The organism is Vreelandella sulfidaeris Esulfide1 (assembly GCF_054072535.1).
Genome location: NZ_CM133364.1, coordinates 3,939,773 through 3,964,761, shown reverse-complemented (window position 1 = coordinate 3,964,761; position 24,989 = coordinate 3,939,773). Strand labels below are relative to the sequence as shown.

Below are 24,989 nucleotides of genomic sequence, written 5' to 3'. Positions count from 1 at the left end.
TTTCCAGCAAGTCTAAGCAAAGGATGGTATATCTGTTAAGCGAATTATATTGATAACACTTATCTGAAAAACAGATATAGATCAATGATAGGTCAGATTTTATGCACTACACCTTGCGACAGTTGGAAGTCTTTGTGGCGGTTGCTCAGCATGAGAGCGTCTCCCATGCGGCGCGAGCGTTGGCCATGTCCCAGTCGGCGACAAGCACGGCGCTTGCTGAACTTGAGCGGCAGTTCGACTGCCAATTGTTGGACCGCATCGGTAAGCGCTTAAAGCTCAACGCGCTGGGTTTTCAGCTGTTGCCCAAAGCGGTCGCACTACTCGACCGAGGTGAGGAGATCGAGGAACTCTTGCGCGGCCAGCAGGGGGTTGGGTCGCTTGATGTAGGTGCCACGCTGACCATTGGTAACTACTTGGCTACGTTACTCATCAGCGACTTTATGCAACGTCACCCCGGTAGCCGTGTGCGCTTGGCGGTGCGCAATACGCGCCATATCATCGAAAGCGTGCGCCAACATTCGCTGGATTTAGGATTGATTGAAGGGCAGTGCGACGATGAGATGATCATCAGTCAGCCGTGGGTGGAGGATGAGCTGTGCGTGTTCTGCTCGCCGCGCCATCCACTGGCAGGTCGTGAGCACCTTGAGCTTGAACAACTGCTGCGTGAAGACTGGATCATGCGCGAAGAGGGCTCGGGCACACGTATGACGCTAGAGCACGCTGCCCGCCATCGCCGCAGCCGGTTTAACACTCTGCTAGAGCTAGAACATACGGAAGGTATTAAACGCGCCGTGGAGTCAGGGCTGGGCATTGGCTGCGTCTCGCGCTTAGCGCTGCGCGATGCCTTCCGGCGTGGCAGCTTGGTACCGCTGCCGACGCCGGAGTTGGATCTAAAGCGTCAATTCACGTTTATCTGGCATCGCCATAAATACCTCACGACGGGGATACGTGAATTTCTACGCCTTTGCCGTGAAATGACCGCTGGGGCTAAGCGCAGCGACGATATTCCGTTACCGCCGATTCCTTAAACGTTCATTATTTAGCTATTGCGGGAGCCGGCAGTTGATGGTTGCTCTGGCTGCTTCCTTTCTCAAGCGTAAAGCCACCCACTAGTTCGGCGAGCCGGTCCGCTTGATTGTTTAGCTGCTCAGCGGCGGTTGTCGATTCCTCTACAAGTGCGGCGTTTTGCTGAGTCATTTGATCCAAGTCGGTCACTGCAATGCTCACCTGGCTGATCCCCTCGTTCTGCTCTCTGGCGGCCGTACTGATATCGCCAAGCATCTGGGATACTCGCATGACGCTTTGAGCAAGCTCATGCATGGCTGCTTCGGCATCGCGAACCATTTGAGTACCGCTTTCAACCTTGCCCGTCGAGGTATCAATACGTTGGCGGATATCTTTGGCAGCTTCGCTACTGCGTGAAGCTAATTTGCGAACTTCGTCGGCGACCACTGCAAAACCACGGCCATGTTCGCCAGCCCGCGCGGCTTCCACCGAGGCGTTCAGGGCGAGCAGATTGGTTTGGAAGGCGATGCCGTCAATTACGCTGACAATGCTTTGAATCTCACCGGAGGTCGCTTGTATGTCATCCATAGTAGCCACTACCTGCTCAAAAGCATTGTTGGTGCGGGAAGCCAACTGTGAGGCGGTTTGGGAAAGCCCGCTAGCTTCTTCGGAGGCGTGAGTGGTGTGGCTAACGGTGCTGCTGATCTCTTCCATAGCAGAGGAAGTTTGCTGAAGGCTAGCGGCAGCCTGTTCAGTACGCCGCGAGAGGTCTTGCCCACCTTGAGTAATTTCAGTGGCGGCGTGATTGACCGCTTCGCTGCTGCGGCGAACGTCCAGCAGAATGGCCTGGATTTTTTCTGCAAAGGCATTGAATTGTTCAGCCACCGCGGCGCTTTCATCTCGCCCATGAACCGGCAATCGTTGGGTTAGGTCACCGCTACCCGAAGCAATCTCTTCCATGCGGTCAGCGAGCCGCTTGAGAGGACGAGCGATTCGTCCGCCGATCAACCACAGCGCTATAACGCCAATTAATGCTAGCAGTAGCCCTACTGCGGTCATGCCCAGCGTGTTTTGCTGACGTTGCTCGCCGAGTACTGCTTGTAGCGCACTTAGCTCTGCAAGCGCTACGTGTTCAGGGAGCTGGAGAACCAGTACCCAGGGTTGGCGGGTATCGCCAATGGTAATAGGCTGATAGCGCTGTAGTAGACCATCGTTAATGCTGCTTTGCAGGCTGCCTTGCTCTGATGCTTCGCGAATACCGGCCAGGATGGTGTCGCTTAGAGCATCGCTGGCAGGTAAGCCCAAATCCTCTTCATTCGCCGTATCGGCTACCAGTCCTCCGCTTCCAGCGACAAGCGCCATGCGCCCCGCACCGTCGTAAAGTGCTTGGTTGGCATCGCTTAGCAGGGTTTGTATAAAATTAAGGGCGAGGTCGACTCCTGCGACACCATGAAACTCGCCATCCACGATAATAGGGGCGTTAAAGGAAGTGACCAGTTGTGTTACACCATCGTAATCATAAGCGGCAGGGTCGATAATGCAGGGAGCCAGAGTTTCTCGGGGGCAAAGGTAGTATTCGCCTTCCCGTACGCCGCTGGGAAGACGCTCATCACTCTCCATAGTGTCGCCCAACGGTAGCACCGCCAGCGTTCCGTCGTCAGTGCGGTACCACCAAGGCATAAAGCGACCACTGCCATCATGGCCATAGCGTTCATCGCCGACGTATCGATCATCATCCCCAAAGGCATTCGGTTCCCAGCCAATAAATGCATCAAGCAGTGCAGGGTTTTCAGCTACGGTTTGGCGTACCAAGTTCGACAACTGGCGACGGCTAAGGTAAAGCGAGCGCTGGCCCTCTTCGTCCTCCATACCCATCAGTGCGTTGGTGGTCGCCAGCTGGTTGGCGATTGTCATGGCGTTGTTTAGTTCGCGTTGAATACGCTCGCCTTCTGCCTCGGCAATGGCATCAAGGCGAGCATTCAATGCACTTTCCACTAATGCGCCGGTGTGCTCATCGACTGTTTGTTGGGTGCGTGCCGCTGCAAACAGATTATAGATCACTAAAGCAGCCACAATAGCGAGCAGACAGGGGCCAGCAAGTGCGACGACGAAAGAGCGTAACGAACGGAAATGCATAAGTATTACCCTTTAAGTGATGTGATGGCGGCGGTTGTCATGTGCTTGATAGGGCACTTGCAGAGCGGGTGCAGCGGCGTGAGACAGCTTAAAACTGCTGATCGTACCTGCCAGATGGTCGGCCTGCTCTTTCAACTGCTCGGCGGCGGTGGTGGACTCTTCCACCATAGCGGCATTCTCTTGCGTCATACGGTCCAGTTCGGCAACCGCGATGTTGACCTGATTAATGCCATCGCTCTGCTCGCTGGTGGCCGCATTTATTTCTTCCAGCACGTCGGTAACGCGAGTAATGTGCGCCACGATATCCTGCATGGTGGCCCCGGCATTACGGACTAATGTGGTGCCGTTGTTCACCTTGCTCTGTGAGTCCTCGATCAGTTTTTGGATATCGTTGGCTGCTTCGCTACTACGCCCCGCCAGCTTACGGACCTCATCAGCTACCACTGCAAAACCGCGGCCATGCTCGCCAGCACGCGCCGCTTCCACCGAGGCGTTAAGCGCCAGCAGGTTGGTCTGAAACGAAATGCTGTTCATTAACGTCACAATGTCACCAATTTTGTCGGACGCTTTGGTAATGTCTTCCATGGTGGTAACCACATTCGCCACGACTTTTCCGCCTTCGTTCGCTACTTCAGAGGCGGTTTGAGACAGTTTGTTGGCTTCTTTGGCTGATGCTGCCGTGTGTTGAACCGTACTGGTGATTTCCTCGATCGATGCTGAAGTCTGCTGCAGGCTAGCGGCCGCGTTATCGGTACGACGGGAGAGATCCTGGCCGCCCATGGCAATTTCGTTAGCCGCATGGTGAACGGATTCGCTGCTGGTGCGTACATCAATTAACACAGCTTCCATTTTGCCAACAAAGAGGTTGAAGGCGCTGGCAATCTGAGTGACCTCATCGTTGCCCTCTTCAGGCAAGCGTCGGGTTAAGTCACCTTCTCCTGAGGCGATGTTGTTCATCGCGTCGCGTGCAACGAGCAACCGGCGCAGCAGCAAAGTAAGCAGCAGGCCAAATAAGACTGCAGTGATGGCAGCGACGATCAGTAGCGTCACAATGGAGGTAGTGGCGATGGCTCGCAGGCCTGCGGTGGCTTCAGCTTCATCCATGGCAATGACTAACTGCCAGCCGCTGTCACCGCCAACTTGGCTGCCCATGAGTAGCTTATCGCTATTTTGCAGCGACAGTGCTTGGGGCACATCTGCTTGGGTGATTTGGTTAAGACGGCTTTGAGTCAGGGCATCGCTCAGCCGCGTGGAAGGTTCTAGCGTTAGATTCGCGTCGGGGTGGGCAACCAGTGTGCCGTCGCTCGTGGTGAGAAAGCCAAAGCTAGACTCAGTAGGTGCGATACCACTGACTATCTCAATAACATCAGTGATCGCAATGTCAGCCCCGATGACAGCGGCCAGTTGTCCATTACGATAAAAGGGGCGTGCAAAGGTAACAATCAACCCGCCTGATTGGGCATCTACATAAGGTGCCGTGATAACCGTATCCTGCGCCTCGTTTGCGCCTTTGTACCAGGGCCGCTGACGAGGGTCGTAATCACTGGGGGGCTGCCAGCCATCGGAAAAAATAGCATCGGATGTGGAAGGATAAGCAATATAGGCACTTATGTAATTGCCTGAGGCCGCCAGCTGGCTCAGTGCGGCAAGCGGATCATCGCTATCAACTGCATCTTCCATGCTGGCCAGCATCGTATAACGTGCGCTAAACCATTCATTGATAGCTTGCGTATTACCTTTAACCACGGCGCTAAGATTGCGTGTTATTTGCTGGTTATTATGATGTTTTACCGTGGTGTAACTGGCAATGCCGTTAATCACCAAGGCAAGAGTAATCACTACTAGCGCAGCTAATAGGATGCGTGCTCGGAGGGTAGAAAACATGGTCGCTCTCGACGTTGAAGTTATTGTCAGTACCCAGGGGGAGGTACTGTTAGTGCAACTTCTGAGTATCGGCGAGAGCGATCGCTACTTTAGGGCTAGTGATTAAGTTAAAAAATTAATGTGGTTAACGTAAATCGCTGACGGCAGCCTGTATGTCCGCCATCGATGCTTTGCTGAGGTCTTTAGAGAGCGTATGAGTGACCAGCTTCTGAGTAGGGCCATCCAACTTATCACGCAGCAACCCCAAGAATTTTGGGGGAGCGACCATGATTAACTTCTCCAGGTTATTTCCAACACGCGCTTTGTAGAGATGCTGCGCAACCTCTTTGGCAAACAGTTCGTTTTCGTGCTTCGAGGCAACTTCTTCTTCCCCAGACGAGCGTGTTGCAGAAGATGTCGACTCTTGCACATCTGCGCCGCGGCGATCTGTAATCAAATCGCCTTCATGCAGCCTTCCTGCTGCATGTACCAGGCTTTCCTTTTCGGCAAGATTAAGCGAATCACGGGTAAAAATACGCGCGCGAGCGGCGTCGGCTACCACGATATAGGTTGTCATCGCTGTGCATTCTCCATGTCGTTGATGGTCTGTTAACCATGGCAAGCGTTTGGCGCTAGGTCAAACGCTTAGACCACCTACAACACTTTGCTGCGCAACAGGCTAGTCACGGCTTCGCCGATTAACACCAAGACGATGATGGCCATCAAAATGGTCGCTACGGTAGGCCAGGCGAAGGTATCAATCGCGCCCTGAAGAATGACCCCAATACCACCGGCACCCACCAGCCCCAATACTGTCGATTCGCGGATATTGATATCCCAGCGCAGAATCACAATGGCAAAAAAAGCCGGCATCACTTGAGGCACAATCGCGTAGGCGACCACTTTGGCTTTGGAAGCACCCGTGGCTTCCATGGCTTCTACCGGTCGCCGATCAATCTCTTCGATGGCTTCGCCCATTAACTTGCCGATAAAACCGATGGAGCGAAATACAATGGCAAGAATGCCCGCTAACACCCCTGGGCCAAAAATCGCCACGAACAGCAGCGCCCAGATAATCGTGTTCACCGAGCGGCTGGAAACCAGGATAAAACGCCCCAACCACAGACAAGCACGGTTGGGCGTGGTGTTTTGGGCAGCGATGTAGGCCACCGGTAGTGCCAGGAAGATCGTTAAGAACGTGGCCAGGGTAGCAATATGCACGGTCTCGATAAGCGCCGCGATTATGCCGTTTAACCCCGCAGTACTGGGTGGCCACATGCGTGCCCCAAGCCCAGAAATTTGATTGGGTGCATCCCATACCCAAGGCCAGAAAATATCAATATCGCGCACCGCCCAAACCACCACCATCAAGGTGGCTAAGAGTACGGCATAGCGAATAAGGCGCTGTTTGCGGTCGTAGCGTTGCCAAATACGGTCGGCAAGCTGCTGTGCGTGATCTACCATATTTTTTTCCTTACCCAGCCACTGATACCTTCGCTGAGCAAAATGACCGCGATGATAATGAGCAGAATCGCAAAGGCGAAATCGTAATCGTAGCGCCCAAAGGCGTTCATTAGTGTGCCGCCAATACCGCCTGCCCCGACAATACCGACCACTGCAGAAGCGCGCAGGTTGCTGTCTAGCTGGTACATGGAGAGTCCTACTTGGCGTGGCAGTATCTGCGGGAAAACGGCGTAAAACAGAATGGCCACATAGCCCGCACCAGCGGCTTTCATCGCCTCCACCTGGCCCCAGTCGATCTCTTCAATCTCCTCGGCGAGCAATTTGCCCACAAACCCGATCGAGTAGAGCGTGAGTGTCAAAATTCCAGCGAGTGGACCAAACCCTACGGCTGCCACAAACAGAATCGCAACGATCACCGGGTGAAAGCTGCGCGACACAATAATCACTGCCCGGCCAATCACATAGATAGGCATGGGAGCGATATTGCGGGCGGCCATCACAGCAAAAGGAATCGATAGAAAAACCCCTAACAAGGTGGCCAAAATGGCGATTTGAAAGCTCTCCTTAAAACCCGTTAGCAGAAGCTCATAGCGCTCCAGATTGGGCGGGAAGCCGCCACTAAAAATACGCGCTGCACGGGGCAAACCTTCAGAGATGCGCGCCCAGTTAAACGGTAGCGAGCCAAACGCCCACACCAAATAGACGACCGCTATAATAATCAGCCCGTAGCGCAGCAGCGGGTTAGCAATAAACGGCGGCTTTCTCCAGGTACGGGGTACGCTTGAATGCGCGTCAGGCGGAGTCATGGGAGCGCTCCTCCACGGGCGTATCCGTAATCGCATCGTCCGGTGCTTCAATGCCGCCGTAAATAGCGTCTAACGCCTCTTTATTGAAGTCAGCAGGCACGCCATCAAAGATCATTTTGCCATGGCGCAGGCCCACAATGCGCTCGGTATAGGTTTTGGCTTGAGCGACGTTGTGGATATTGATCAGCACCGGTAGTGACAGCTCACTGGCCAGACTCTGCAGCAGTATCATGATCTGCTCGGAAGTCCGTGGATCGAGAGAGGCAGTGGGTTCATCGGCAAGCAGGACTTCTGGTTCCTGCATTAATGCACGCACCACGCCTACCCGCTGGCGCTCGCCGCCGGAAAGTTCATCAGCACGTTTGTTGGCGTAGTGGGCAATGCCCACCCGCTCCATCAGCACAAAGGCGCGCTCAATATCATCCTGGGGGTAGCGGCGTGATATCGCTTGGTAGAGATTGACGTAGCCCAGTCGCCCGGCCAGCACGTTTTCCATGACGGTTAAGCGATCAAGCAAGTTAAAGCCTTGGAACACCATGCCGATTTTGCGACGCGCACGGCGCAACTCAGCGCCTTTAAGATTCACCAACTCATTGCCGTTGAGTTTGATAGAACCCGACGTCGGTTCGACCAAACGGTTGATACATCTCAGCATGGTGCTTTTACCCGCACCTGAGGCGCCTACGATAGAAACAACGCTGTTTCCCTCTACCTTGAGGTCAAGCCCTTTCAGCACGGCTTCATCGTGGCCATAACGTTTGACCAGATTGGTGATTTCCAGCATGTGTCCGCTTCCATCGTCGAGAAAATAACCGCACCGCCGGTGGCGGTGCGTTACGTTTACTCCAGGTTTTCTGGTGTATAGCTCACATCATTAGCGGCTTGGATGGTGCGGATCACCTTCCAGTTATCCTGGTAGTTGATGGGAATAAATTTCTCGACGCCTTCAAACTCCTCGCCTAGCTCGGTGCCGGCAAAGTCGAAGGTGAAGAAGGCTTCCTCAATTTTTTCGACCAAATCTGGGTGCAGGTTATGCGCGTAGTTGTACGAAGTAGTGGGGAAGCGGTCAGACTCAAAAATCAGGCGCACATCCTCTTCGTCATACAGGTCGCGGGCGGCCATCCGCTCGACTACTTCTGAGGCTACCGGGGCAGCATCGTAGTCTTTGGCCACGACGCCCAGCATGGATTGGTCGTGGCTGCCCGAGTAGACCACTTCGTAATCCTCATCGGGCGTAATACCAAGTTCAGGCAGTAATGCGCGCGGGGCTAGGTTACCCGAGTTGGAGGTGGGAGAAGTGTGGGCGACGCGTTTGCCTTTGAGGTCCTCTACTTCATGAATATCGGAGTCGACGTGAGTAAACAGCTGCAGGCTGTAACCAAATTGGCCGTCATCGGAGCCCATTAACGCAAACGGCACGGCACCGGCCAAGTTCACCGCAAACGGTGTAGGGCCAGTAGAGAAACCGGCGATATGTAAGCGCCCGCTGCGCATGGCTTCAACTTGGGCAGCGTTTGACTGTACCGCAAAGAAGCGTACATCCCGCTCGGTGACCTCTGCCAAGTGATCGATAAACGGCTGCCAAATGTCCGAATAAATAGCCGGGTCTTCTACGGGAGTGTAAGCAAAAATCAGTGTATCGGGGTTAACCCACTCAGATTCCTCAGACGGACGGTCAGCGACCATGTTGCCGTCTTCATCGCAATAAATAGCATCCAAATCGCCGCGTTCACACTCAGCGAAAGCTGGGGTTGTTAGCAGGGCGAGCGGTAGAAGTGATGCTGCGGTAAGCAACGCAAGCGGGCGCTTGCGGAAGAGCGAAGTTGCCATGGTGTGCCTCGTTTGTGCGGTTATTGTTGTGTGCTTGCTATGGATAATGTCGTGTTCTCTTCACTGCGTTTTGCCACTAATGAAAACGGAAAATGTTCCGTAAGTAGACATTTTGCGTGAAGAATGGTTATTTTCGAAAGCAGACACCTTCAATCTAGAGTTTGTGACAAACTTATGTCAAATACTTTACAGCCACTCTCCGACTATTGGCGCAATCGCTACTTATTAATGCGCCATGGCCATAGCCAAGCAAACCAGCAAGGGTTAATTATTAGCAGCCCTGAGCGCGGCATTAACGAGTTTGGACTCTCTGTGATTGGCGAGCGCCAGCTAGCCCAGGCAGTGGCCGAATGGGGTTGGCCTAAACCCACCAAAATAGTGCATTCAGATTTTTTACGAACGACCCAAACGGCCGCCCGCGTGGCGAGTGCTTTTAAGCTTGAGATGGCCGCCGATAAGCGCTTGCGTGAGCGCTACTTTGGCGAATTCGATGGGCAGGCTGATGAGCATTATCCCGACGTATGGGCGCTGGATAGCCGTGATGCCGAACATGGTCATTATCAGGTGGAAGCCGTGAGCGTGGTAGCGGCGCGGATGAGCGCCGTGATTGAAGCGCTTGAGCAGCAGGACGAAGGTGAAACCATCCTAGTAGTAAGCCACGGTGACCCGCTACAAATCCTGCTCACGGCTTTGGGGAATAAGCCGCTTACCCAGCATCGCGAGCAGCCAGCGTTACTGCCTGCGAGTATTACCCAAATAGGACGTACGTAACTAGAATGTTAGGCGTTCTCAGCAGCAGGTGGAATCCAGGCAATCATATCGACTTCCACGTCGGCACCGCCCGCGAGGCCGGTCACGCCGATGCAGGTACGGGTAGGTAGCGGCTGCGGGAAGTAGCTAGCGTATACCTGATTCACTTCGTCAAAGTGGCCCATGTTGGTAATAAATACTCGGGACTGAACCACATATTCAAAGGCACTGCCGACTTCTTCCAGCACGATCGCCAGGTTCTGCATCACCCGGTGAGTCTGCTCGGTGAAGGTGCCTAACAGCATCTCATTGGTTTCCGGCACGGTGGGCATTTGGCCGGTGATAAACACCAGATCACCCACGCGGCAGGCGTGGGAAAAGGGCGCAATGGGCTGCGGGGCGCGGTCGATAAACAGCTTCTCAATCATACGATTACCTCTTTTTGTAACACGTCATTGCGAGGAGCGGAGCGACGAAGCAATCTTGTTTGTAGTGGTGTAACCCTGAGATTGCTTCGCTTCGCTCGCAATGACCTAGGGTTTAGGTCTCAATGACATAGGGTGTAGGTCGCAATGCCAAGCGTGTGGTTTGGATATGTTTTAACACGTTAAAACATCATGGGCCTCAAACGAGGCCCATGATGACGTACTTATCAACAGCTGCTTTGTGACCGGGGCTGTGGATTAATGCCCAAGAATCTGGCTTAAGAACAGCTGGGTGCGCTCGGACTGCGGATTGTTAAAGAAGGGCTCAGGCGCGTTCTCTTCAATGATCTGCCCCTGGTCCATAAAGATCACCCGGTCAGCCACTTTCTTGGCGAAGCCCATTTCGTGAGTCACGCAGATCATGGTCATGCCTTCTTCCGCCAGCTCAACCATGACGTCGAGCACTTCCTTGATCATCTCGGGGTCGAGAGCTGAGGTGGGCTCGTCAAACAGCATGACATCGGGGTGCATGCACAGTGAGCGGGCAATCGCCACGCGCTGCTGCTGACCGCCCGATAGCTGCCCTGGGTACTTGGTGGCCTGCTCGGCAATCTGGACGCGTTCCAAATATTCCATTGCCAGCGCTTCGGCCTCTTTGCGGGGCTTTTTTTGCACCCACATTGGCGCGATGCAGCAGTTTTCCAGCACTGATAAATGCGGAAACAGATTGAAGTGCTGGAACACCATGCCGACGCTGCGGCGAATCTGCTCAATACGCTTAACGTCTTGGGTTAGCGGCACGCCGCCGACCACAATTTCACCCTTTTGGTGCTCTTCAAGGTGGTTAATGCAGCGAATCAGCGTTGATTTACCCGACCCCGAAGGGCCACAAACCACGATGCGCTCGCCGCGCTTTACCTCAAGGTAGATATCGCGCAGTACGTGAAAGTCGCCGTACCACTTGTTGACGTTGTGCATCTCGACCATCAGGTCAGAAGTACGGGTGTCAGGAGTACGCGTGTCAGAGGTGTTAGTGGCTGCTTGTGTCATGTTGAAGTCCTACTCAAAACGTAAAGAGATTCGGCAATCGTACTTAAGCGAGTACATGAACTAGTGCTTATGGCCGGTATTTAGCTTGCGTTCCAGGTACTGGCTGTAGCGCGACATGCTGAAACAGAAGATCCAGAACACGAACGCGGCAAAGACATAGCCTTCAATCGAGAAGCCCAGCCAGCGCGAGTCGGAAAGCGCCGCTTGTACAATGCCCAACAGGTCAAACAGCCCGATGATCATCACCAGGGTGGTATCTTTAAACAGCGATATAAACGTATTGACGATACCGGGGATCATCATTTTCAGCGCCTGGGGCATAACGATCAGCCCCATGCGCTTCCAATACGTCATTCCCAACGCCGCGGCGGCTTCGTCCTGGCCTTTCGGTATGGCCTGCAAACCACCGCGAATAACCTCCGCCATATAGGCGCTCTGGAACAGCGTAAGCCCGATCAAGGCGCGTACCAGGCGATCCACACTGATTTCTGACGGCAGGAATAGCGGCAGCATCACCGAGGCCATAAACAGAATGGTGATGAGTGGCACACCGCGCCAGAACTCAATGAAGATTACACAAAAGGTTTTGACGATCGGCATGTTCGAGCGTCGACCAAGGGCGAGCACGATACCAATAGGCAACGCGCCAATCATGCCCACGCTGGCCAGTAGCAGCGTCAGCATCAAGCCACCCCAGCGGTGGGTAGAAACACGCGGTAAGTCGAAGTAGCCGCCGTGGAGTAACACGTAAGCAATCACCGGGAAAATCAGTAGCGCAAACAGGGCCATCCAGCGTTTAAACGGCAGGCGCGGGATCACCATCCAGGCAATAATGCCCGCGAACATGGCAAATACGATGTTGGCGCGCCAGTACTCCTCGCTTGGGTAGAGACCGTACATAAACTGGGAAAAACGCGCGTTAACAAATACCCAGCAGGCGCCCGCCCGTGTGCAGTCTTCGCGGCTATCGCCCACCCAGTTGGCATCGATAAAGGCCCACTGAATGGTGGGTACCACCAGTAGGTAAAGCACGTACAGGCCCAATAGCGTAAAGATGCTATTAATGGGACCGTTGAACAGGTTGCCGCGTAACCAGGCAACCGGACCGATCGTGCCTTCAGGCGCTGGACGCTGAGGTATGGTTTCTTTGTTGTGAATCATGGGGTCGTCTCCGGCCTAGCGTTCTACCAGCGCAACGCGAGCGTTGAACCAGTTCATGAACATGGACACCAGCAAGCTGATGATCAGATAAACCGCCATGGTCATGGCAATCACTTCGATTGCCTGACCGGTCTGGTTGAGCGTGGTGCCGGCGAAAACCGATACCAAGTCGGGGTAACCGATGGCGGTGGCCAGAGACGAGTTTTTAATCAAGTTGAGATATTGGCTGGTGAGTGGCGGAATGATGACGCGCATTGCTTGGGGAATCACTACCAGGCGCAGTACCAGTTTGCGTGGCAGGCTCAGCGCTTGGGCGGCTTCCGTTTGGCCATGGGGAATAGCCTGAATGCCCGAGCGCACAATTTCGGCAATAAACGACGCGGTGTAGATAGACAGTGCCAGCCACAGTGCCAAAAACTCCGGAATGATGGTTATCCCACCACCGAAGTTAAAGCCACGCAGTACCGGCATTTCCCAGGTGACCGGGACGCCAGTCGCCACTAGTACCAGCAGTGGCAGGCCAAAAATAATCACCAGCGACATCCAGAAAACCGGTAAGCGTTTGCCGGTCGCTTCGTGGCGGCGCTTGTTCCAGACAATCAGCGCAATGCTGGCGATGATCGCCACCACAAACGTGATAGGAATAAGCCCGAAACCGGATTCAAACAGCGGTTGCGGCAGGTAAAGCCCACGCACGTTCAGGAAAATGGCTTCGCCAAACGCCATGCTTTCTCTAGCACTGGGTAAGGTTCGCAGTACTGCGAAGTACCAGAAGAAGATTTGTAGCAACAACGGGATATTACGAAACGTTTCGATATAGGCGTTGGCTAACTTAGCGATCAGCCAGTTGGGTGATAGCCGCGCGATACCGACGATAAAACCAATAATCGAAGCAGCCAATACCCCCAGCCCCCCGACCAGCAGCGTGTTGAGCAAGCCAATCACGAACGTGCGGCCATAGGTGCTCTGGGAGGAGTACTCAATCAAGGTTTGACCAATACCAAAGCCGGCTGTATTGCCCAGGAAGCCGAAGCCAGTGGTGATGCCGCGGGCGTTCAGGTTGGCTTGGGTATTGCCGATAATATAGATCAGGAAAGCCGCCACAACGGCGACTAAAATGATTTGAAAAATAAGTGCGCGCTTAGCACGGTCTCGCCAAAACGGCGGCTTGTGGCCGGCGGGGCGAACGTTGGGTCTGACAGACATGGATGGCGTCTCCGCTACACGGAAAGGGTCAATCAAATGGCCCGCCTATACTCTCGTAATAAGTACTTGAGAGAGGGCGGGCCGGGGTCAAGCGAGACGCTTAGCGAATCGGGGGAGCGTACTGGAAGCCGCCGTCAGTCCATAGGGCGTTAACACCGCGCTCGATTTCAAGCGGAGAGTCCATGCCCACGTTGCGGTCGAAGCTTTCAGCGTAGTTACCCACTTGGCTAATAATGTTGTAAGCCCAGTCGGCTTCTAAGTTCATACCTTCGCCATAGTTGCCGTCTTGGCCCAGTAGGCGAGCGATATTGGGGTCTTCAGACGAGGTCATCTCATCAACGTTTTCGCTGGTAACGCCGTACTCTTCTGCGTTAAGCATGGCGAACAGCGACCATTTTACGATGTTGAACCAAAGGTCGTCGCCCTGACGAACCACCGGGCCCAGCGGCTCTTTGGAGATGACTTCTGAGAGGATCATTGAAGCGCTAGGATCATCTAGCTGGATACGTAGGGCCGCTAGCTGAGAGGTGTCAGATGTCAGCACGTCACAGCGGCCAGCTTGGTAGCCGCCAACGGTTTGCTCAGAGGTATCAAAAACGATCGGATTGAATTCCATATCGTTAGCACGGAAGTAGTCCGCCAGGTTCAGCTCGGTAGTGGTACCTGACTGAATGCAGATAGAGGCGCCATCAAGCTCGTCGGCACTGGTAATACCCAAGTCGCGGGCAACCATGAAGCCTTGGCCGTCATAAAAAGTAACCCCGGTGAAGTTCAGGCCCAGTGTGGTGTCGCGGGTGGTGGTCCAGGTGGTGTTACGTGAAAGTACGTCAACCTCACCAGACTGCAGCGCAGTGAAGCGCTCAACGGCGTTTAGGGAAATGTAGTTAACTGCATCCGCATCGCCAAGTACCGCGGCGGCTACTGCGCGACAAACATCGACATCAATGCCTTGCCAATTACCATCGTCATCCGGGGCTGAGAAGCCCGGCAAACCATCGCTCACACCACACTGAACGGCGCCACGCTCAATGGTATCTTCTAAGGTGTCGGCTTGAGCGGTCGCCATTCCCACTAGGCTAAGCGAACCAGCGGATGCCAGTAGCGCTAGATGTTTTTTATTGAACATTTAGTTTCCCTCGAAGTTATTAAAATCAGTAATTAAAATAGTTATGCATGCCGAAGCATGTCACTTAACCTAGCAAGGAAGATGCCAACATGGGTACAGGGACTAATTCAGCGCTTTTCAACGATAAAGCGAACGTTTGATACGAACGTATAGGTGCAAAAAATAAAACTGCCCCACCTTTCTGCACCTTCGTGGCGCAAAAAGATGGGGCAGCAGCGTAAAGTGACTTTCTGACGGTGTTATTCGGCGGAAAAGGCCTTGCGCATAAACGGAGGTAGGGCGAGGGCGCCACGATGGGCTTCAATGCTGTAGTACTCAAGCGGTAGGCCGTGGCTGGCGGCTGCTTGCTCGCGGAAGGCATTAACGTCAGTGGCTTTACCCGCCAACGTCACGCTCCACCAGCCCGAGGGGTAAACTGGCTGCGGGAAGGGCAGCGTAGCAACGCTGTCAAAACCCGCTTCAAGCATATCGTTGCGCAGCTCACGGATAATCGAGCTGCTGTGGTACAGCGGTGACTCGCTCTGCTGCACCATTACACCGCCGCTTTTCAATATTCGGTGGCAGCGCTTAAGAAAGTCGGTCTTAAACAGGCCTTCCGCAGGGCCGACCGGGTCGGTGGAGTCGATAATCAGTACATCGATGCTCTCATCAGGTGCATCATCTACCCATTTCACACCATCGGCGAACAGTAGCTCGGCGCGCGGATCGTTATTTGATTCTACTAACGACGGGAAGAAGCGCTCGGAGGCTTTCGTGACCTCCTCATCGATATCGATCTGAGTGACTTTTTCAACGCCGGGGTGACGCAGCACTTCTTTTAAGGTGCCGCAGTCGCCGCCGCCAATAATCACCACCCGCTTAGGGTCTTGATGAGTAAACAGCGCCGGATGAGCAATCATCTCGTGGTAGAGGAAGTTGTCTCGGTCGGTCAGCATCACGCAGCCATCCAGCACCATCAGGTTACCGTAAGTCTCGGTGGCGTAAACTTCCAGGTGCTGGTATGGGCTCTGCACATCCAGCAGTTTTTCAGAGATCTTCAGCGAGAAGGCGCTGCCGTGGCTATCAAAGACTTCGGTAAACCACTGGTCGTCGCGTAATTCGCTCATTAATTGACTCCTGAGTGCGCTGTATTGGGTTGCGTTGGAATATCCCGATGGTACTGCGGGCTAAGCTCGTGCAGCGCCTCCATGAAGGCGGTGACGTTGTCCGGGTTGGTAAACTGGCTGATACCGTGGCCCAGATTAAAAACGTGACCGGGGCCGTGGCCATAGCTTTCCAACACGCGAGCCACTTCAGCACGGATAGCCGAGGGGCGGGCGAACAGTACATTAGGGTCAAGATTGCCCTGCAGCGCTACCTTGTGGCCAACGCGGGCGCGGGCATTGGAGAGCTCGGTGGACCAGTCGATACCCAGCGCATCGGCACCGACAGAGGCGATATGCTCAATCCACTGACCGCCATTTTTGGTAAACAAAATCACCGGCACGCGACGCCCGTCGTGCTCGCGGATCAGTCCAGCGACGATCTGCTCCATATAGCGCAGCGAAAACTCCAGATACGCAGGCGTAGAGAGCGCACCGCCCCAAGTATCAAAAATCTGTACCGCTTGAGCACCTGCACGAATCTGCGCATTCAGGTAGTCGGTCACCGCGTGAGCCAGCGTGTCCAGCAATTGGTGCATGGTGTCTGGGGTGTCGTAGAGCATGGTTTTCAGGTGACGAAAGTCTTTGCTTGATCCGCCCTCTACCATATAGGTCGCTAGCGTCCAGGGGCTGCCGGAGAAGCCAATTAACGGCATGCGACCGTTTAGCTCACGACGAATGGTGGACACCGCTCGCATCACGTAATCGAGGTCTCGCTCGGCGTCGGGCACGCTAAGCGCTGCGACCTCTTCCTGGGTGCGCACGGTTTTGCGAAATTTGGGGCCTTCGCCAGTTTCAAAATAGAGCCCCAGGCCCATGGCATCAGGAATGGTCAAGATATCCGAAAACAGAATGGCTGCATCTAATGGGTAACGTTCCAGAGGCTGCAGGGTGACTTCGCAGGCCAGATCATGGTTGCGGCACAGGTCCATAAAGCTACCTGCATCAGCACGACTGGCGCGGTATTCCGGCAGGTAGCGGCCCGCTTGGCGCATCATCCACACCGGGGTGCGGTCAACGGGCTGGCGCGCCAAGGCGCGGAGGAAACGGTCATTTTGCAATGGTGTGGTGGTCATAGACACTTGCTCTTAAGAAATTTGCCCGCATCTTACGTGGGATCGTATGGGACAATTGTACTTGAAGTTAGGCGCTAGAGCGGCGTACTGGGTGGCAAAAATCGTCGCACCCAGCCAATTTTTCTCCGCTAATTAACCGATTTAAGCCGCGTTACCACCGTGAGGCGGGCGCCGCTTCCTGTTAGAATACTTGCCCACTTTGCCAACACTGGTGTGGTTAACTGGTTTGGTCAATCAGCGAGGTAACCTGTGACCATTCGCTTCATTGCCGCTTCTCAACTGCCCACGCCCTGGGCAACTTTTACTATGCATGGCTTCGAAGACGAGGCCACCGGCAAGGATCATATCGCTCTAACGCTGGGTGATGTGACTGGCGACCAGCCGGTGTTAGGGCGGGTACATTCCGAGTGTTTGACGGGTGATGCGCTCTTTTCAATGCGCTGCGACTGTGGCTATCAGCTACAAGAAGCGCTTAAGCGCATTGCTGAAGAGGGTCGCGGTGTGCTGTTTTACCTGCGCCAAGAAGGACGCGGTATAGGGCTATTAAACAAAATTCGCGCTTACCACCTGCAGGATCAGGGCGCTGATACAGTTGAAGCCAATGAGCAACTTGGCTTTGGTGCCGATATGCGTCGCTACGATCTGTGCGTGCCGATGCTCAACCATCTGGGCATCACATCACTGCGGTTAATGACCAACAACCCACGCAAAGTGGACGCACTGACCCGCGATGGCGTCAACGTAGTGGAACGCCTACCGATTACCACCGGCCTGAATCCGCATAACGAGCAGTATCTTTCCACCAAAGCGGGAAAACTCGGCCATATGATGGCCCTGGATGACTTCACCCACGCCAGCGATGTGGATATTGAGCGCAAGGGGTGATGATCAGGATATGATGCTGTAGCGACGTCGGAAACTTGCTTTTTTTTAATCTTTTTTGCCCGGCAACTGAGCTATGTTGAATAGAGCAGGAGGCTAACCCAGGGGAAAATGTTAAGGAGAAGCAACGATGAAAGCACTTTGCTGGCACGGCAAAAATGATGTTCGTTATGACACGGTACCAGACCCGGAAATTGAGCACCCTCGCGACGCTATTGTTAATGTAAGTAGCTGTGCGATCTGTGGCTCAGACCTTCATCTATACGATCATTTTATTCCCAGTATGCAATCGGGCGACGTACTTGGCCATGAATTCATGGGCGAGGTGATGGAGGTCGGCAGCGAAGCGAAAAACCTGAAAGTAGGCGATCGGGTGGTGGTGCCTTTCACCATTTTCTGCGGTGAATGCGAACAGTGCCAGCGCGGCAATTATTCGGTTTGTGAGCGTTCTAACCGTAATAAGAGTTTGGCTGATAAGGCGTTTGGCCATGGTGGTGCAGGCCTATTTGGCTATTCTCATCTTACGGGTGGGTATGCCGGTGGTCAGGCAGAGTTTGTCCGGGTGCCTTTCGCCGACACTACGCATATAAAAGTACCCAGCACCCTAACCGATGAACAAGTGCTGTTCCTCGGTGACATTTTCCCTACGGGTTGGCAGGCAGCGGTTCAGTGCGACATTCAACCGACAGACACGGTCGTGGTTTGGGGCGCAGGCCCCGTGGGCCAGTTTTGTATTCGCAGCGCGGTGCTTTTAGGCGCAAAACAAGTCGTAGTCATCGATAACGTTCCCGAGCGGCTCTCCATGGCAGAGGCGGGTGGGGCGATTACTATCAACTTCGACAAAGAAAGCGTCTTGAGTCGGTTAAAGGATCTAACCAACGGTAAGGGGCCAGAAAAATGTATCGATGCCGTAGGTCTCGAAGCGCATGCCACCCGTTCACTTGACTCTGTTTATGACCGAGTCAAGCAATCGATGATGTTGGAAAGTGACCGTGCCCACGTACTTCGCGAGATGATCTATGTCTGTCGTCCTGCTGGGGTGCTGTCTATTCCTGGCGTCTACGGCGGTCTGGTCGATAAGATCCCCATGGGCGCATTAATGAACAAAGGGCTGACTGTGCGTACCGGTCAGACGCACGTTAATCGCTGGACTGATGATTTGCTCCGTCGTATTGATGAGGGGCAGATCGATCCCTCATTTGTTATCACGCATTCCGTTGGTTTGGACCAAGGTCCCGAAATGTATAAGACCTTTCGCGATAAACAGGATGGCTGCGTCAAGGTGATTCTCAAGCCTTGAACAAACCAGACACGGAGGTAATGAGGTAATGATGCATAAGCAATCAAGTATGACTCATTCGCAAAGCTCATCAGACAAACTCGCCCGTGGGCTCGGCTGGCTAAGCTTGGGTATGGGGCTCTATAAGCTGTTAGCGCCAGGTAAACTTACCCGTCAGCTCGGTATGCAAGGCAATGAAAACAGCATGCGTGCCTGTGGGGCAAGAGAAATAATGAGTGGTATTGGTGCGCTTTCAGATAACCCCACTCCCGCAATATGGAGCCGCTTGGGAGGCGATGTTGTTGATCTTGCCGTACTCACGTATGCCTTAAAAGATGAACACAATACCAAGAAAGAAAACGTCTACTTGGCATTGTCCGTCGTGGGCATCCTTACTGCCATTGATTGCGCCTGTGCCAAGGGTTTAAGCCCACGACATGCCTATCAAAGAGGCATAACGCCTGATTACAGTCATCGAAGCGGTTTTCCACAAGGACTAGCAAGCGCACGGGGGGGCGCTCAAGATTTTCAAGTGCCCGCCGATATGAAAGATGCCTTGCCTTATCCAACGCTTTAAGAGCGTCAGCGAGAATCTGCGAAGATCAGAGTAATGGCTCTATAAAGAACCGAACTCGGCACATGTATCCGGGTTCGGTTTTATTCTGTTAAGTAGGGAGCCAACTGCCGCGAGCAGTTTCTTGATGAAGGCGACTCGTCATTTTTGCATGCCCAAGCTATAAAATAATTAAGCGATGAATTCGTAAGGGCGTTTAGAGGAGCCTCCAATGAACAATACTCGTGTCGACGACCCGCTGGGCGAATTCAGCGTTATCGAAGAGTGGCTACACAGTATCACCCACGGTATTGGCGCTGTGCTCAGCCTGGTGGGAATGGTTGTACTGCTGGTTGCAGCGAGCTTAACGGCTCATGCCGACCCATGGAAAATTGCCAGCTTAAGCCTATACGGCACTACTTTGGTGCTGCTTTACACTGCCTCGACCCTTTACCACGGTATTTCTCATCGTCAGTGGAAGCAGCGCTTTCAACTACTGGATCACTGCGCGATCTATCTCCTCATTGCAGGAACTTATACCCCCTTTCTGCTCGTCAATATGCGCGGACCAACGGGCTGGGTCTTGTTTGTCGCTGTATGGTCGCTGGCGCTGGTGGGGATTGCCTGCAAGCTACGTTGGCCGCATCGCTTTTCGATGTTACGCGTAGCAATTTATCTCCTCATGGGCTGGATGATTGTACTGGCAGCTGGCGAAATGGCGGCAAGCTTATCGGCGAACGGCATCGTACTACTAGCCGCCGGGGGAGTGGTCTACACACTAGGCGTTATCTTTTACGCCGTGCGTGCTATCCCCTATAACCACGCTATTTGGCATTTATTTGTCATTGTCGGAAGCGTCTGTCATTACTTTGCCGTTTATAGCGCCGTACTACCTCATACCTAATTTGCTTGAGCTTCGATGGTGGCTTTCTCACAACTACTGTAAGGTCCGTCGACAGACGTTTTATATCATTAATGTCGCCAATGTTTTTCTCATAAAAAGGTAGTATCGCTTTGAGGTACTTATCGTTAATGGGCAAGACCAAAAAGGAAAAGCTTAACGAGCTTTTCCAAAAAGAGGATTAGCATGAGTTCGACAAATAATGCCCACGACTCGACGATGCCGTCGGTGCTGGCAAAGCAAGGCAGCGCCGATGACATGGTTCATCGTATAGGCCACTTAACAAGACTGCTGCGGGACAGTATGAAAGAGCTGGGGTTAGATCAGCAGATCTCCCAGGCAGCGCAAGCGATACCTGACGCGAACGACCGGCTTAACTATGTTGCCTCGATGACGGAGCAGGCCGCAGAACGCGCGCTAAATGCCGTTGAACGCGCGCAACCCTTGCAAGATAGACTGGAAGATGAAGGCGCCGCGCTTAATAAGCGTTGGCAGGCAGCGGTAGCGACTGCAGTGGTAGAAAGCGACCCAGCGCTTGTTGAGGATACGCAGCACTTTTTGAGCAATAAGCTTCCCACCGCAACAGGGGCTACGCAAAAAGAGTTGCTAGAAATTATGATGGCTCAAGACTTCCAGGATCTCACCGGTCAAGTGATTAAGAAAATGATGGAAGTCATTAAGCTAATCGAAGAACAGCTTGTTCAGGTATTGGTGGATAATGTTCCTAATATCACCGATGGGGTTAAGACTGAAGATGATCGAGATGAACACGCCAGACTGCGTAATGGGCCGCAGGTAAGCCAAAACAAGGCGGACGCAGTGGCAGGACAGGATCAGGTAGACGACCTGCTTGATGAGCTTGGCTTTTAAGAGACCCTTCAGCTCTTTGCGGCCGTCTGCTCTTTTTCAATGGCCTTAGCCATGGCGGGGCGCTGAGTATGGCGTTTGCGATAGACCTGTAACGGCTCGGGTAAGCGATGCTTCATACTGACTGCCCACGACAGGGTATGAGTTAAAAACAGATCCGCCAGGGTAAAGGTGGTGCCTACCAGGGTTGCTTGGCCATTGTGGCGGCGCTCCAGAGCGCTTAACGCACGCTGAAACTCCCAGGCACAGACCGGTAAAATGGCGGGTACACGCCTATCTTGGGGCAGGGCAAACTTATGCTTGGCTTGATTCCACAGCGGTTGCTCGATTTCCGTAATGATAAAACTGAGCCATTGATCGACCTGCGCGCGGGCGGCAGGATCGCTGGGTAGCAGCGTGCCATCGCCATAGGTATCGGCTAGATAACGGCAAATGGGCGCCGACTCAAACAACTGAATATCGCCATCCACCATGACCGGTACCTTACCGTCCGGGTGGCGCGCCAAATGCTCGGCTGTTTGGCCCTCACCTTTATCCAGCGCCACATGCTGGCACTGGTACTCCAGGCCTAGCTCCTCAAGTGTCCACGCCGCTCTTAGCGAGCGCGATTGGGGAAAGCTGTATAGCGTAATCATGGCGTGTGCTCCTGCCGACAATAATTGATGCTTCAATATCAATGCTTCAATCTAGCGGTGGTTCGTGGCGCTGTCGATTACCTAAGCGTGACGATCTTCAGGCGCTGCCCCGCGCTTCGCGAATACGCTCGTAGGCGTTGCCGATTTCGCTGGTGCGCGCCTGGGCGATGTCGCGCATGCTTTCTGGCAGGCCTTTTCCGGCGAGTTTGTCGGGGTGATTTTGGCTCATCAGGCGGCGGTAGGCTTTTTTAATCTCGGTGTCGCTGGCATCTTCAGAGATCCCCAAAACGCGGTAAGCATCTTTAAGGGCTTCTTCGCTGGCGCCTTTGGAGTTAGCGGCCGCGCCGTGCAGCATCGCTTCAATCTGCTGAACTTCGGCATCGCTGCAGCCCACGCCGCGCGCGACCCGCAGGATCATATCGTGCTCGGCGGGGTGGAGCACACCGTCAGCGGCGATGGCTGAAAGTTGAACCTGAATAAAGACTTGGCGTAATACGGGCTGACGCTGGGTTAACTGATTAACGTTGGCGAGTTCGGCGTCTAGGTTGAAGTCATCGGCGCGGCCGCGCTCAAAAGCAGCGCGGGCCTTGGCACGCTGTTCGCCCTGAAGTCGCATTTGGTCAAATAACTTCTCGGCTACATCCAGCTCGCCATCCGTTACTTTACCGTCGGCTTGGCACAGGCAACCCATCACAGAGAAAATCGATTCTAGAAAGCCTTCCTGGATGCGTGTCCGCGCGATATTCAGTCGACGGCTGATGCGCCGTCCCAGCCACCAGCCCAGGCCGCCGCCGATCAATAGCCCCACTGGGCCACCGAACGCAAGACCGATCAGGCCGAAAATAACAATAAGCAATAGCATGGCAATCTCAAGTGTCGTTTTAAAGTAAGGGCCTAGGGCCGCAGTCTATGGCAGACGGGCGCGAATGGCGCGCTCGATGCCTTCGCTATCCAACTGACAGTCGGCAAGCAGCTGTGCGGGTGTGCCGTGCTCCACAAAAGCGTCCGGTAAGCCGAGGTTGAGCACTTCTACCTGTACCCCTTCAGCGTGGAGTAACTCATTCACGGCGCTGCCCGCGCCACCGGCAATCACGTTCTCTTCCAGTGTTACCAATAATTCATGCTCATCGGCAGCATTCAGTATCGCATCGCGATCCAAGGGTTTAATGGAGCGCATATTGATATGGGTAGCGTTAAGCCGTTGGGCGACGTCGGCGGCAGCGCTATTCAGGCTGCCAAAGGCAAGCAATGCAATACGGACGTTATCGTTCGCCGCTTGGCGGCGCACCTCGGCTTTGCCGATGGGAAGCGGCTCTAGGTGGGCAGGGATCTCCACGCCTGGGCCGGTGCCCCGGGGGTAGCGCACCGCAGCGGGGCCAGGATGATGGTAAGCCGCACTGAGCATGGCACGGCATTCGGCTTCATCGGCCGGCGCCAGGATCACCATGCCCGGTACGCAGCGCAGAAAGGAAAGATCCATGCTGCCGTGGTGGGTGGGGCCGTCTTCACCGACGAGCCCCGCCCGGTCAATGGCGAAGGTGACATCCAGATTCTGCACCGCGACGTCATGAATCAACTGATCGTAGCCACGCTGTAGAAAGGTTGAGTAAATTGCTACCACCGGCTTCATGCTTTCGCAGGCCATACCCGCCGCTAGCGTCACGGCGTGCTGCTCGGCAATCGCAACATCGAAATAGCGTTGTGGGTACTCTTTGGAGAAGCGAATCAGGTCGGAACCTTCGCGCATCGCGGGCGTAATACCCATCAGGCGCGGATCAACGGCGGCCATATCGCATAGCCAGTCGCCGAACACATTGCAGTATTTTTTCTTGGCGACGCTCTTAACCGCCGGTTTGCTAACCGTCGCGGCGCTGACTGTGGTGCTTGGTTTCTCCAGCTTGGTGATCGCATGGTAGCCAATTTGATCTGCTTCAGCTGGCAGGAAACCTTTACCTTTCACGGTTTTGATATGCAGAAACTGCGGGCCTTCTAGATCACGCAGGTTTTCCAGCGTATCGGTCAGCGATTCGAGGTCATGGCCGTCGATCGGGCCAACGTAGTTAAAGCCCATCTCTTCAAACAGCGTGGCGGGGCTCACCATGCCTTTCATATGCTCTTCGGTGCGCCGGGCAAGTTCCAATGCGCCGGGCAGATGCGACAGCACTTTTTTGCCCTCTTCGCGCATTTTGAGGTAGGGCTTGCTGGAGAGCACGCGGGCGAGATAGGTCGCCATGCCGCCGACGTTCTCGGAGATCGACATTTCGTTATCGTTGAGTATCACCAACAGATTGGCATCGACATGGCCCGCGTGGGCAAGGGCTTCAAATGCCATGCCTGCAGTAAGCGCGCCGTCGCCGATAATCGCGCACACTCGCCGTTTATCGCCTTGAGCTTTCGCCGCCAATGCCATGCCTAGCGCCGCCGAAATCGACGTACTGGAGTGACCGACCCCGAAGGTGTCGTACTCAGACTCGGCGCGGCGTGGAAACGCCGCCAAACCGCCGTGCTGGCGAATGCTGAGCATCGTTTCACGCCGGCCGGTAAGGATTTTATGCGGGTAGGCTTGATGGCCCACATCCCAGACCAGGCGGTCATGGGGCGTATGGAAAATGTGGTGCAAGGCAACGCTCAGCTCAACCACGCCGAGCCCGGCGCCAAAATGACCACCCGAGACACCCACGCTATAAAGTAGATAGGCGCGTAGCTCGTCAGCCAATTGGCCGAGCTGTTGGGCGTTCATGGCCCGCAGGGCAGCGGGGTGGTCAAAGGAGTCGAGCAGCGGCGTCGCGGGGCGCTCGCGGGGTATTACGTCGAACAGCTTCATGGGCATCT

The 24,989-nt window shown here is 54.3% G+C and carries 24 protein-coding genes; 7 read left to right on the top strand and 17 right to left on the bottom strand.

Translation table 11 applies throughout. From position 1 onward, the window contains the following. Nucleotides 1-101: 101 nt before the first annotated feature. Nucleotides 102-1,028, top strand: a complete 927-nt coding sequence (locus tag ACW44H_RS18440) for a LysR family transcriptional regulator (protein ID WP_457505954.1) — start codon at nt 102-104, stop codon at nt 1,026-1,028. A gap of 7 nt (nt 1,029-1,035) precedes the next feature. On the opposite strand, the gene ACW44H_RS18435 is transcribed toward ACW44H_RS18440, so the two are convergent. The 7 genes from ACW44H_RS18435 to phnD form a co-directional block, all read right to left on the bottom strand. After that, on the bottom strand, nt 1,036-3,141 hold the full coding sequence (locus tag ACW44H_RS18435) for a methyl-accepting chemotaxis protein (RefSeq protein ID WP_457505953.1): 2,106 nt from the start codon (nt 3,139-3,141) through the stop codon (nt 1,036-1,038). A 12-nt stretch (nt 3,142-3,153) separates the two neighbouring features. Then, nucleotides 3,154-5,025 (bottom strand): methyl-accepting chemotaxis protein, encoded by a 1,872-nt coding sequence (locus tag ACW44H_RS18430; protein ID WP_457505952.1) that lies wholly within the window; start codon nt 5,023-5,025, stop codon nt 3,154-3,156. 124 nt (nt 5,026-5,149) lie between these two features. Beyond that, on the bottom strand, nt 5,150-5,581 hold the full coding sequence (locus ACW44H_RS18425) for a host attachment protein (protein WP_113270469.1): 432 nt from the start codon (nt 5,579-5,581) through the stop codon (nt 5,150-5,152). 77 nt (nt 5,582-5,658) lie between these two features. After that, nucleotides 5,659-6,468 carry a phosphonate ABC transporter, permease protein PhnE gene (gene phnE, locus ACW44H_RS18420; RefSeq protein ID WP_113270470.1) on the bottom strand — a complete coding sequence of 270 codons (810 nt, stop codon included), beginning with the start codon at nt 6,466-6,468 and terminating at the stop codon, nt 5,659-5,661. Further along, nucleotides 6,462-7,274 (bottom strand): phosphonate ABC transporter, permease protein PhnE, encoded by an 813-nt coding sequence (phnE, locus tag ACW44H_RS18415; protein WP_457505951.1) that lies wholly within the window; start codon nt 7,272-7,274, stop codon nt 6,462-6,464. Before phnE (ACW44H_RS18415) ends, phnE (ACW44H_RS18420) begins: the two co-directional genes overlap by 7 nt. After that, nucleotides 7,261-8,058: a phosphonate ABC transporter ATP-binding protein gene (phnC, locus tag ACW44H_RS18410; protein ID WP_457505950.1), complete on the bottom strand. Its 798-nt coding sequence runs from the start codon at nt 8,056-8,058 to the stop codon at nt 7,261-7,263. Before phnC ends, phnE (ACW44H_RS18415) begins: the two co-directional genes overlap by 14 nt. Nucleotides 8,059-8,114: 56 nt before the next feature. Continuing rightward, nucleotides 8,115-9,104 carry a phosphate/phosphite/phosphonate ABC transporter substrate-binding protein gene (gene phnD, locus ACW44H_RS18405; RefSeq protein ID WP_457505949.1) on the bottom strand — a complete coding sequence of 330 codons (990 nt, stop codon included), beginning with the start codon at nt 9,102-9,104 and terminating at the stop codon, nt 8,115-8,117. A gap of 174 nt (nt 9,105-9,278) precedes the next feature. Here phnD and ACW44H_RS18400 point away from each other — a divergent pair, with 174 nt between their 5' ends. After that, nucleotides 9,279-9,875, top strand: a complete 597-nt coding sequence (locus ACW44H_RS18400; RefSeq protein ID WP_457505948.1) for a histidine phosphatase family protein — start codon at nt 9,279-9,281, stop codon at nt 9,873-9,875. 8 nt (nt 9,876-9,883) lie between these two features. On the opposite strand, the gene ACW44H_RS18395 is transcribed toward ACW44H_RS18400, so the two are convergent. The 7 genes from ACW44H_RS18395 to hemE all read right to left on the bottom strand — a co-directional run bounded on the left by ACW44H_RS18395 (nt 9,884) and on the right by hemE (nt 17,040). Further along, entirely contained in the window at nt 9,884-10,279 is a 396-nt protein-coding gene (locus tag ACW44H_RS18395; protein ID WP_457509087.1) for a RidA family protein, read from the bottom strand. A gap of 258 nt (nt 10,280-10,537) precedes the next feature. Next, nucleotides 10,538-11,266 (bottom strand): amino acid ABC transporter ATP-binding protein, encoded by a 729-nt coding sequence (locus ACW44H_RS18390; protein WP_447045935.1) that lies wholly within the window; start codon nt 11,264-11,266, stop codon nt 10,538-10,540. Nucleotides 11,267-11,389: 123 nt separating this feature from the next. Beyond that, complete coding sequence (locus ACW44H_RS18385) at nt 11,390-12,490, bottom strand: amino acid ABC transporter permease (RefSeq protein ID WP_457505947.1); 1,101 nt, start codon at nt 12,488-12,490, stop codon at nt 11,390-11,392. A 15-nt stretch (nt 12,491-12,505) separates the two neighbouring features. Further along, a complete protein-coding gene (locus tag ACW44H_RS18380; protein ID WP_457505946.1) occupies nt 12,506-13,696 on the bottom strand; it encodes an amino acid ABC transporter permease in 1,191 nt (396 codons plus the stop codon). 100 nt (nt 13,697-13,796) lie between these two features. Continuing rightward, complete coding sequence (locus tag ACW44H_RS18375; RefSeq protein WP_457505945.1) at nt 13,797-14,822, bottom strand: amino acid ABC transporter substrate-binding protein; 1,026 nt, start codon at nt 14,820-14,822, stop codon at nt 13,797-13,799. A gap of 239 nt (nt 14,823-15,061) precedes the next feature. Continuing rightward, nucleotides 15,062-15,928 (bottom strand): polyamine aminopropyltransferase, encoded by an 867-nt coding sequence (speE, locus tag ACW44H_RS18370; RefSeq protein WP_457505944.1) that lies wholly within the window; start codon nt 15,926-15,928, stop codon nt 15,062-15,064. Continuing rightward, entirely contained in the window at nt 15,928-17,040 is a 1,113-nt protein-coding gene (gene hemE / locus ACW44H_RS18365) for a uroporphyrinogen decarboxylase (protein ID WP_457505943.1), read from the bottom strand. Before hemE ends, speE begins: the two co-directional genes overlap by 1 nt. Before the next feature lie 249 nt (nt 17,041-17,289). On the opposite strand from hemE, the gene ribA reads away from it, so the two are divergent. The 5 genes from ribA to cheZ all read left to right on the top strand — a co-directional run bounded on the left by ribA (nt 17,290) and on the right by cheZ (nt 21,525). Then, nucleotides 17,290-17,925, top strand: coding sequence for a GTP cyclohydrolase II (ribA, locus tag ACW44H_RS18360; RefSeq protein WP_457505942.1), 636 nt, complete (start codon nt 17,290-17,292; stop codon nt 17,923-17,925). A gap of 127 nt (nt 17,926-18,052) precedes the next feature. After that, nucleotides 18,053-19,222 (top strand): zinc-dependent alcohol dehydrogenase, encoded by a 1,170-nt coding sequence (locus tag ACW44H_RS18355; protein WP_457505941.1) that lies wholly within the window; start codon nt 18,053-18,055, stop codon nt 19,220-19,222. A gap of 49 nt (nt 19,223-19,271) precedes the next feature. Beyond that, a complete protein-coding gene (locus tag ACW44H_RS18350; RefSeq protein WP_457505940.1) occupies nt 19,272-19,778 on the top strand; it encodes a hypothetical protein in 507 nt (168 codons plus the stop codon). A gap of 208 nt (nt 19,779-19,986) precedes the next feature. After that, complete coding sequence (trhA, locus tag ACW44H_RS18345) at nt 19,987-20,658, top strand: PAQR family membrane homeostasis protein TrhA (protein WP_457505939.1); 672 nt, start codon at nt 19,987-19,989, stop codon at nt 20,656-20,658. A 183-nt stretch (nt 20,659-20,841) separates the two neighbouring features. Next, complete coding sequence (cheZ, locus tag ACW44H_RS18340) at nt 20,842-21,525, top strand: protein phosphatase CheZ (RefSeq protein WP_457505938.1); 684 nt, start codon at nt 20,842-20,844, stop codon at nt 21,523-21,525. A gap of 8 nt (nt 21,526-21,533) precedes the next feature. Here the strand turns inward: cheZ and ACW44H_RS18335 are convergent, their stop codons facing one another. From ACW44H_RS18335 to dxs, 3 genes are all read right to left on the bottom strand, one after another. Further along, on the bottom strand, nt 21,534-22,157 hold the full coding sequence (locus ACW44H_RS18335) for a glutathione S-transferase family protein (RefSeq protein WP_113270485.1): 624 nt from the start codon (nt 22,155-22,157) through the stop codon (nt 21,534-21,536). A 97-nt stretch (nt 22,158-22,254) separates the two neighbouring features. Continuing rightward, a complete protein-coding gene (gene djlA, locus ACW44H_RS18330; RefSeq protein ID WP_457505937.1) occupies nt 22,255-23,019 on the bottom strand; it encodes a co-chaperone DjlA in 765 nt (254 codons plus the stop codon). A 45-nt stretch (nt 23,020-23,064) separates the two neighbouring features. Next, on the bottom strand, nt 23,065-24,987 hold the full coding sequence (gene dxs / locus ACW44H_RS18325) for a 1-deoxy-D-xylulose-5-phosphate synthase (protein ID WP_457505936.1): 1,923 nt from the start codon (nt 24,985-24,987) through the stop codon (nt 23,065-23,067). Nucleotides 24,988-24,989 lie beyond the last annotated feature (2 nt).

Bases quoted from the DNA above. Each gene is read 5' to 3' on its own strand.
- ACW44H_RS18440 (WP_457505954.1), top strand. From the start codon at position 102: ATGCACTACACCTTGCGACAGTTGGAAGTCTTTGTGGCGGTTGCTCAG.
- ACW44H_RS18435 (WP_457505953.1), bottom strand. From the start codon at position 3,141: ATGCATTTCCGTTCGTTACGCTCTTTCGTCGTCGCACTTGCTGGCCCC.
- ACW44H_RS18430 (WP_457505952.1), bottom strand. From the start codon at position 5,025: ATGTTTTCTACCCTCCGAGCACGCATCCTATTAGCTGCGCTAGTAGTG.
- ACW44H_RS18425 (WP_113270469.1), bottom strand. From the start codon at position 5,581: ATGACAACCTATATCGTGGTAGCCGACGCCGCTCGCGCGCGTATTTTT.
- phnE (WP_113270470.1), bottom strand. From the start codon at position 6,468: ATGGTAGATCACGCACAGCAGCTTGCCGACCGTATTTGGCAACGCTAC.
- phnE (WP_457505951.1), bottom strand. From the start codon at position 7,274: ATGACTCCGCCTGACGCGCATTCAAGCGTACCCCGTACCTGGAGAAAG.
- phnC (WP_457505950.1), bottom strand. From the start codon at position 8,058: ATGCTGGAAATCACCAATCTGGTCAAACGTTATGGCCACGATGAAGCC.
- phnD (WP_457505949.1), bottom strand. From the start codon at position 9,104: ATGGCAACTTCGCTCTTCCGCAAGCGCCCGCTTGCGTTGCTTACCGCA.
- ACW44H_RS18400 (WP_457505948.1), top strand. From the start codon at position 9,279: ATGTCAAATACTTTACAGCCACTCTCCGACTATTGGCGCAATCGCTAC.
- ACW44H_RS18390 (WP_447045935.1), bottom strand. From the start codon at position 11,266: ATGGTCGAGATGCACAACGTCAACAAGTGGTACGGCGACTTTCACGTA.
- ACW44H_RS18385 (WP_457505947.1), bottom strand. From the start codon at position 12,490: ATGATTCACAACAAAGAAACCATACCTCAGCGTCCAGCGCCTGAAGGC.
- ACW44H_RS18380 (WP_457505946.1), bottom strand. From the start codon at position 13,696: ATGTCTGTCAGACCCAACGTTCGCCCCGCCGGCCACAAGCCGCCGTTT.
- ACW44H_RS18375 (WP_457505945.1), bottom strand. From the start codon at position 14,822: ATGTTCAATAAAAAACATCTAGCGCTACTGGCATCCGCTGGTTCGCTT.
- speE (WP_457505944.1), bottom strand. From the start codon at position 15,928: ATGAGCGAATTACGCGACGACCAGTGGTTTACCGAAGTCTTTGATAGC.
- hemE (WP_457505943.1), bottom strand. From the start codon at position 17,040: ATGACCACCACACCATTGCAAAATGACCGTTTCCTCCGCGCCTTGGCG.
- ACW44H_RS18355 (WP_457505941.1), top strand. From the start codon at position 18,053: ATGAAAGCACTTTGCTGGCACGGCAAAAATGATGTTCGTTATGACACG.
- ACW44H_RS18350 (WP_457505940.1), top strand. From the start codon at position 19,272: ATGACTCATTCGCAAAGCTCATCAGACAAACTCGCCCGTGGGCTCGGC.
- trhA (WP_457505939.1), top strand. From the start codon at position 19,987: ATGAACAATACTCGTGTCGACGACCCGCTGGGCGAATTCAGCGTTATC.
- cheZ (WP_457505938.1), top strand. From the start codon at position 20,842: ATGAGTTCGACAAATAATGCCCACGACTCGACGATGCCGTCGGTGCTG.
- ACW44H_RS18335 (WP_113270485.1), bottom strand. From the start codon at position 22,157: ATGATTACGCTATACAGCTTTCCCCAATCGCGCTCGCTAAGAGCGGCG.
- djlA (WP_457505937.1), bottom strand. From the start codon at position 23,019: ATGCTATTGCTTATTGTTATTTTCGGCCTGATCGGTCTTGCGTTCGGT.
- dxs (WP_457505936.1), bottom strand. From the start codon at position 24,987: ATGCCCATGAAGCTGTTCGACGTAATACCCCGCGAGCGCCCCGCGACG.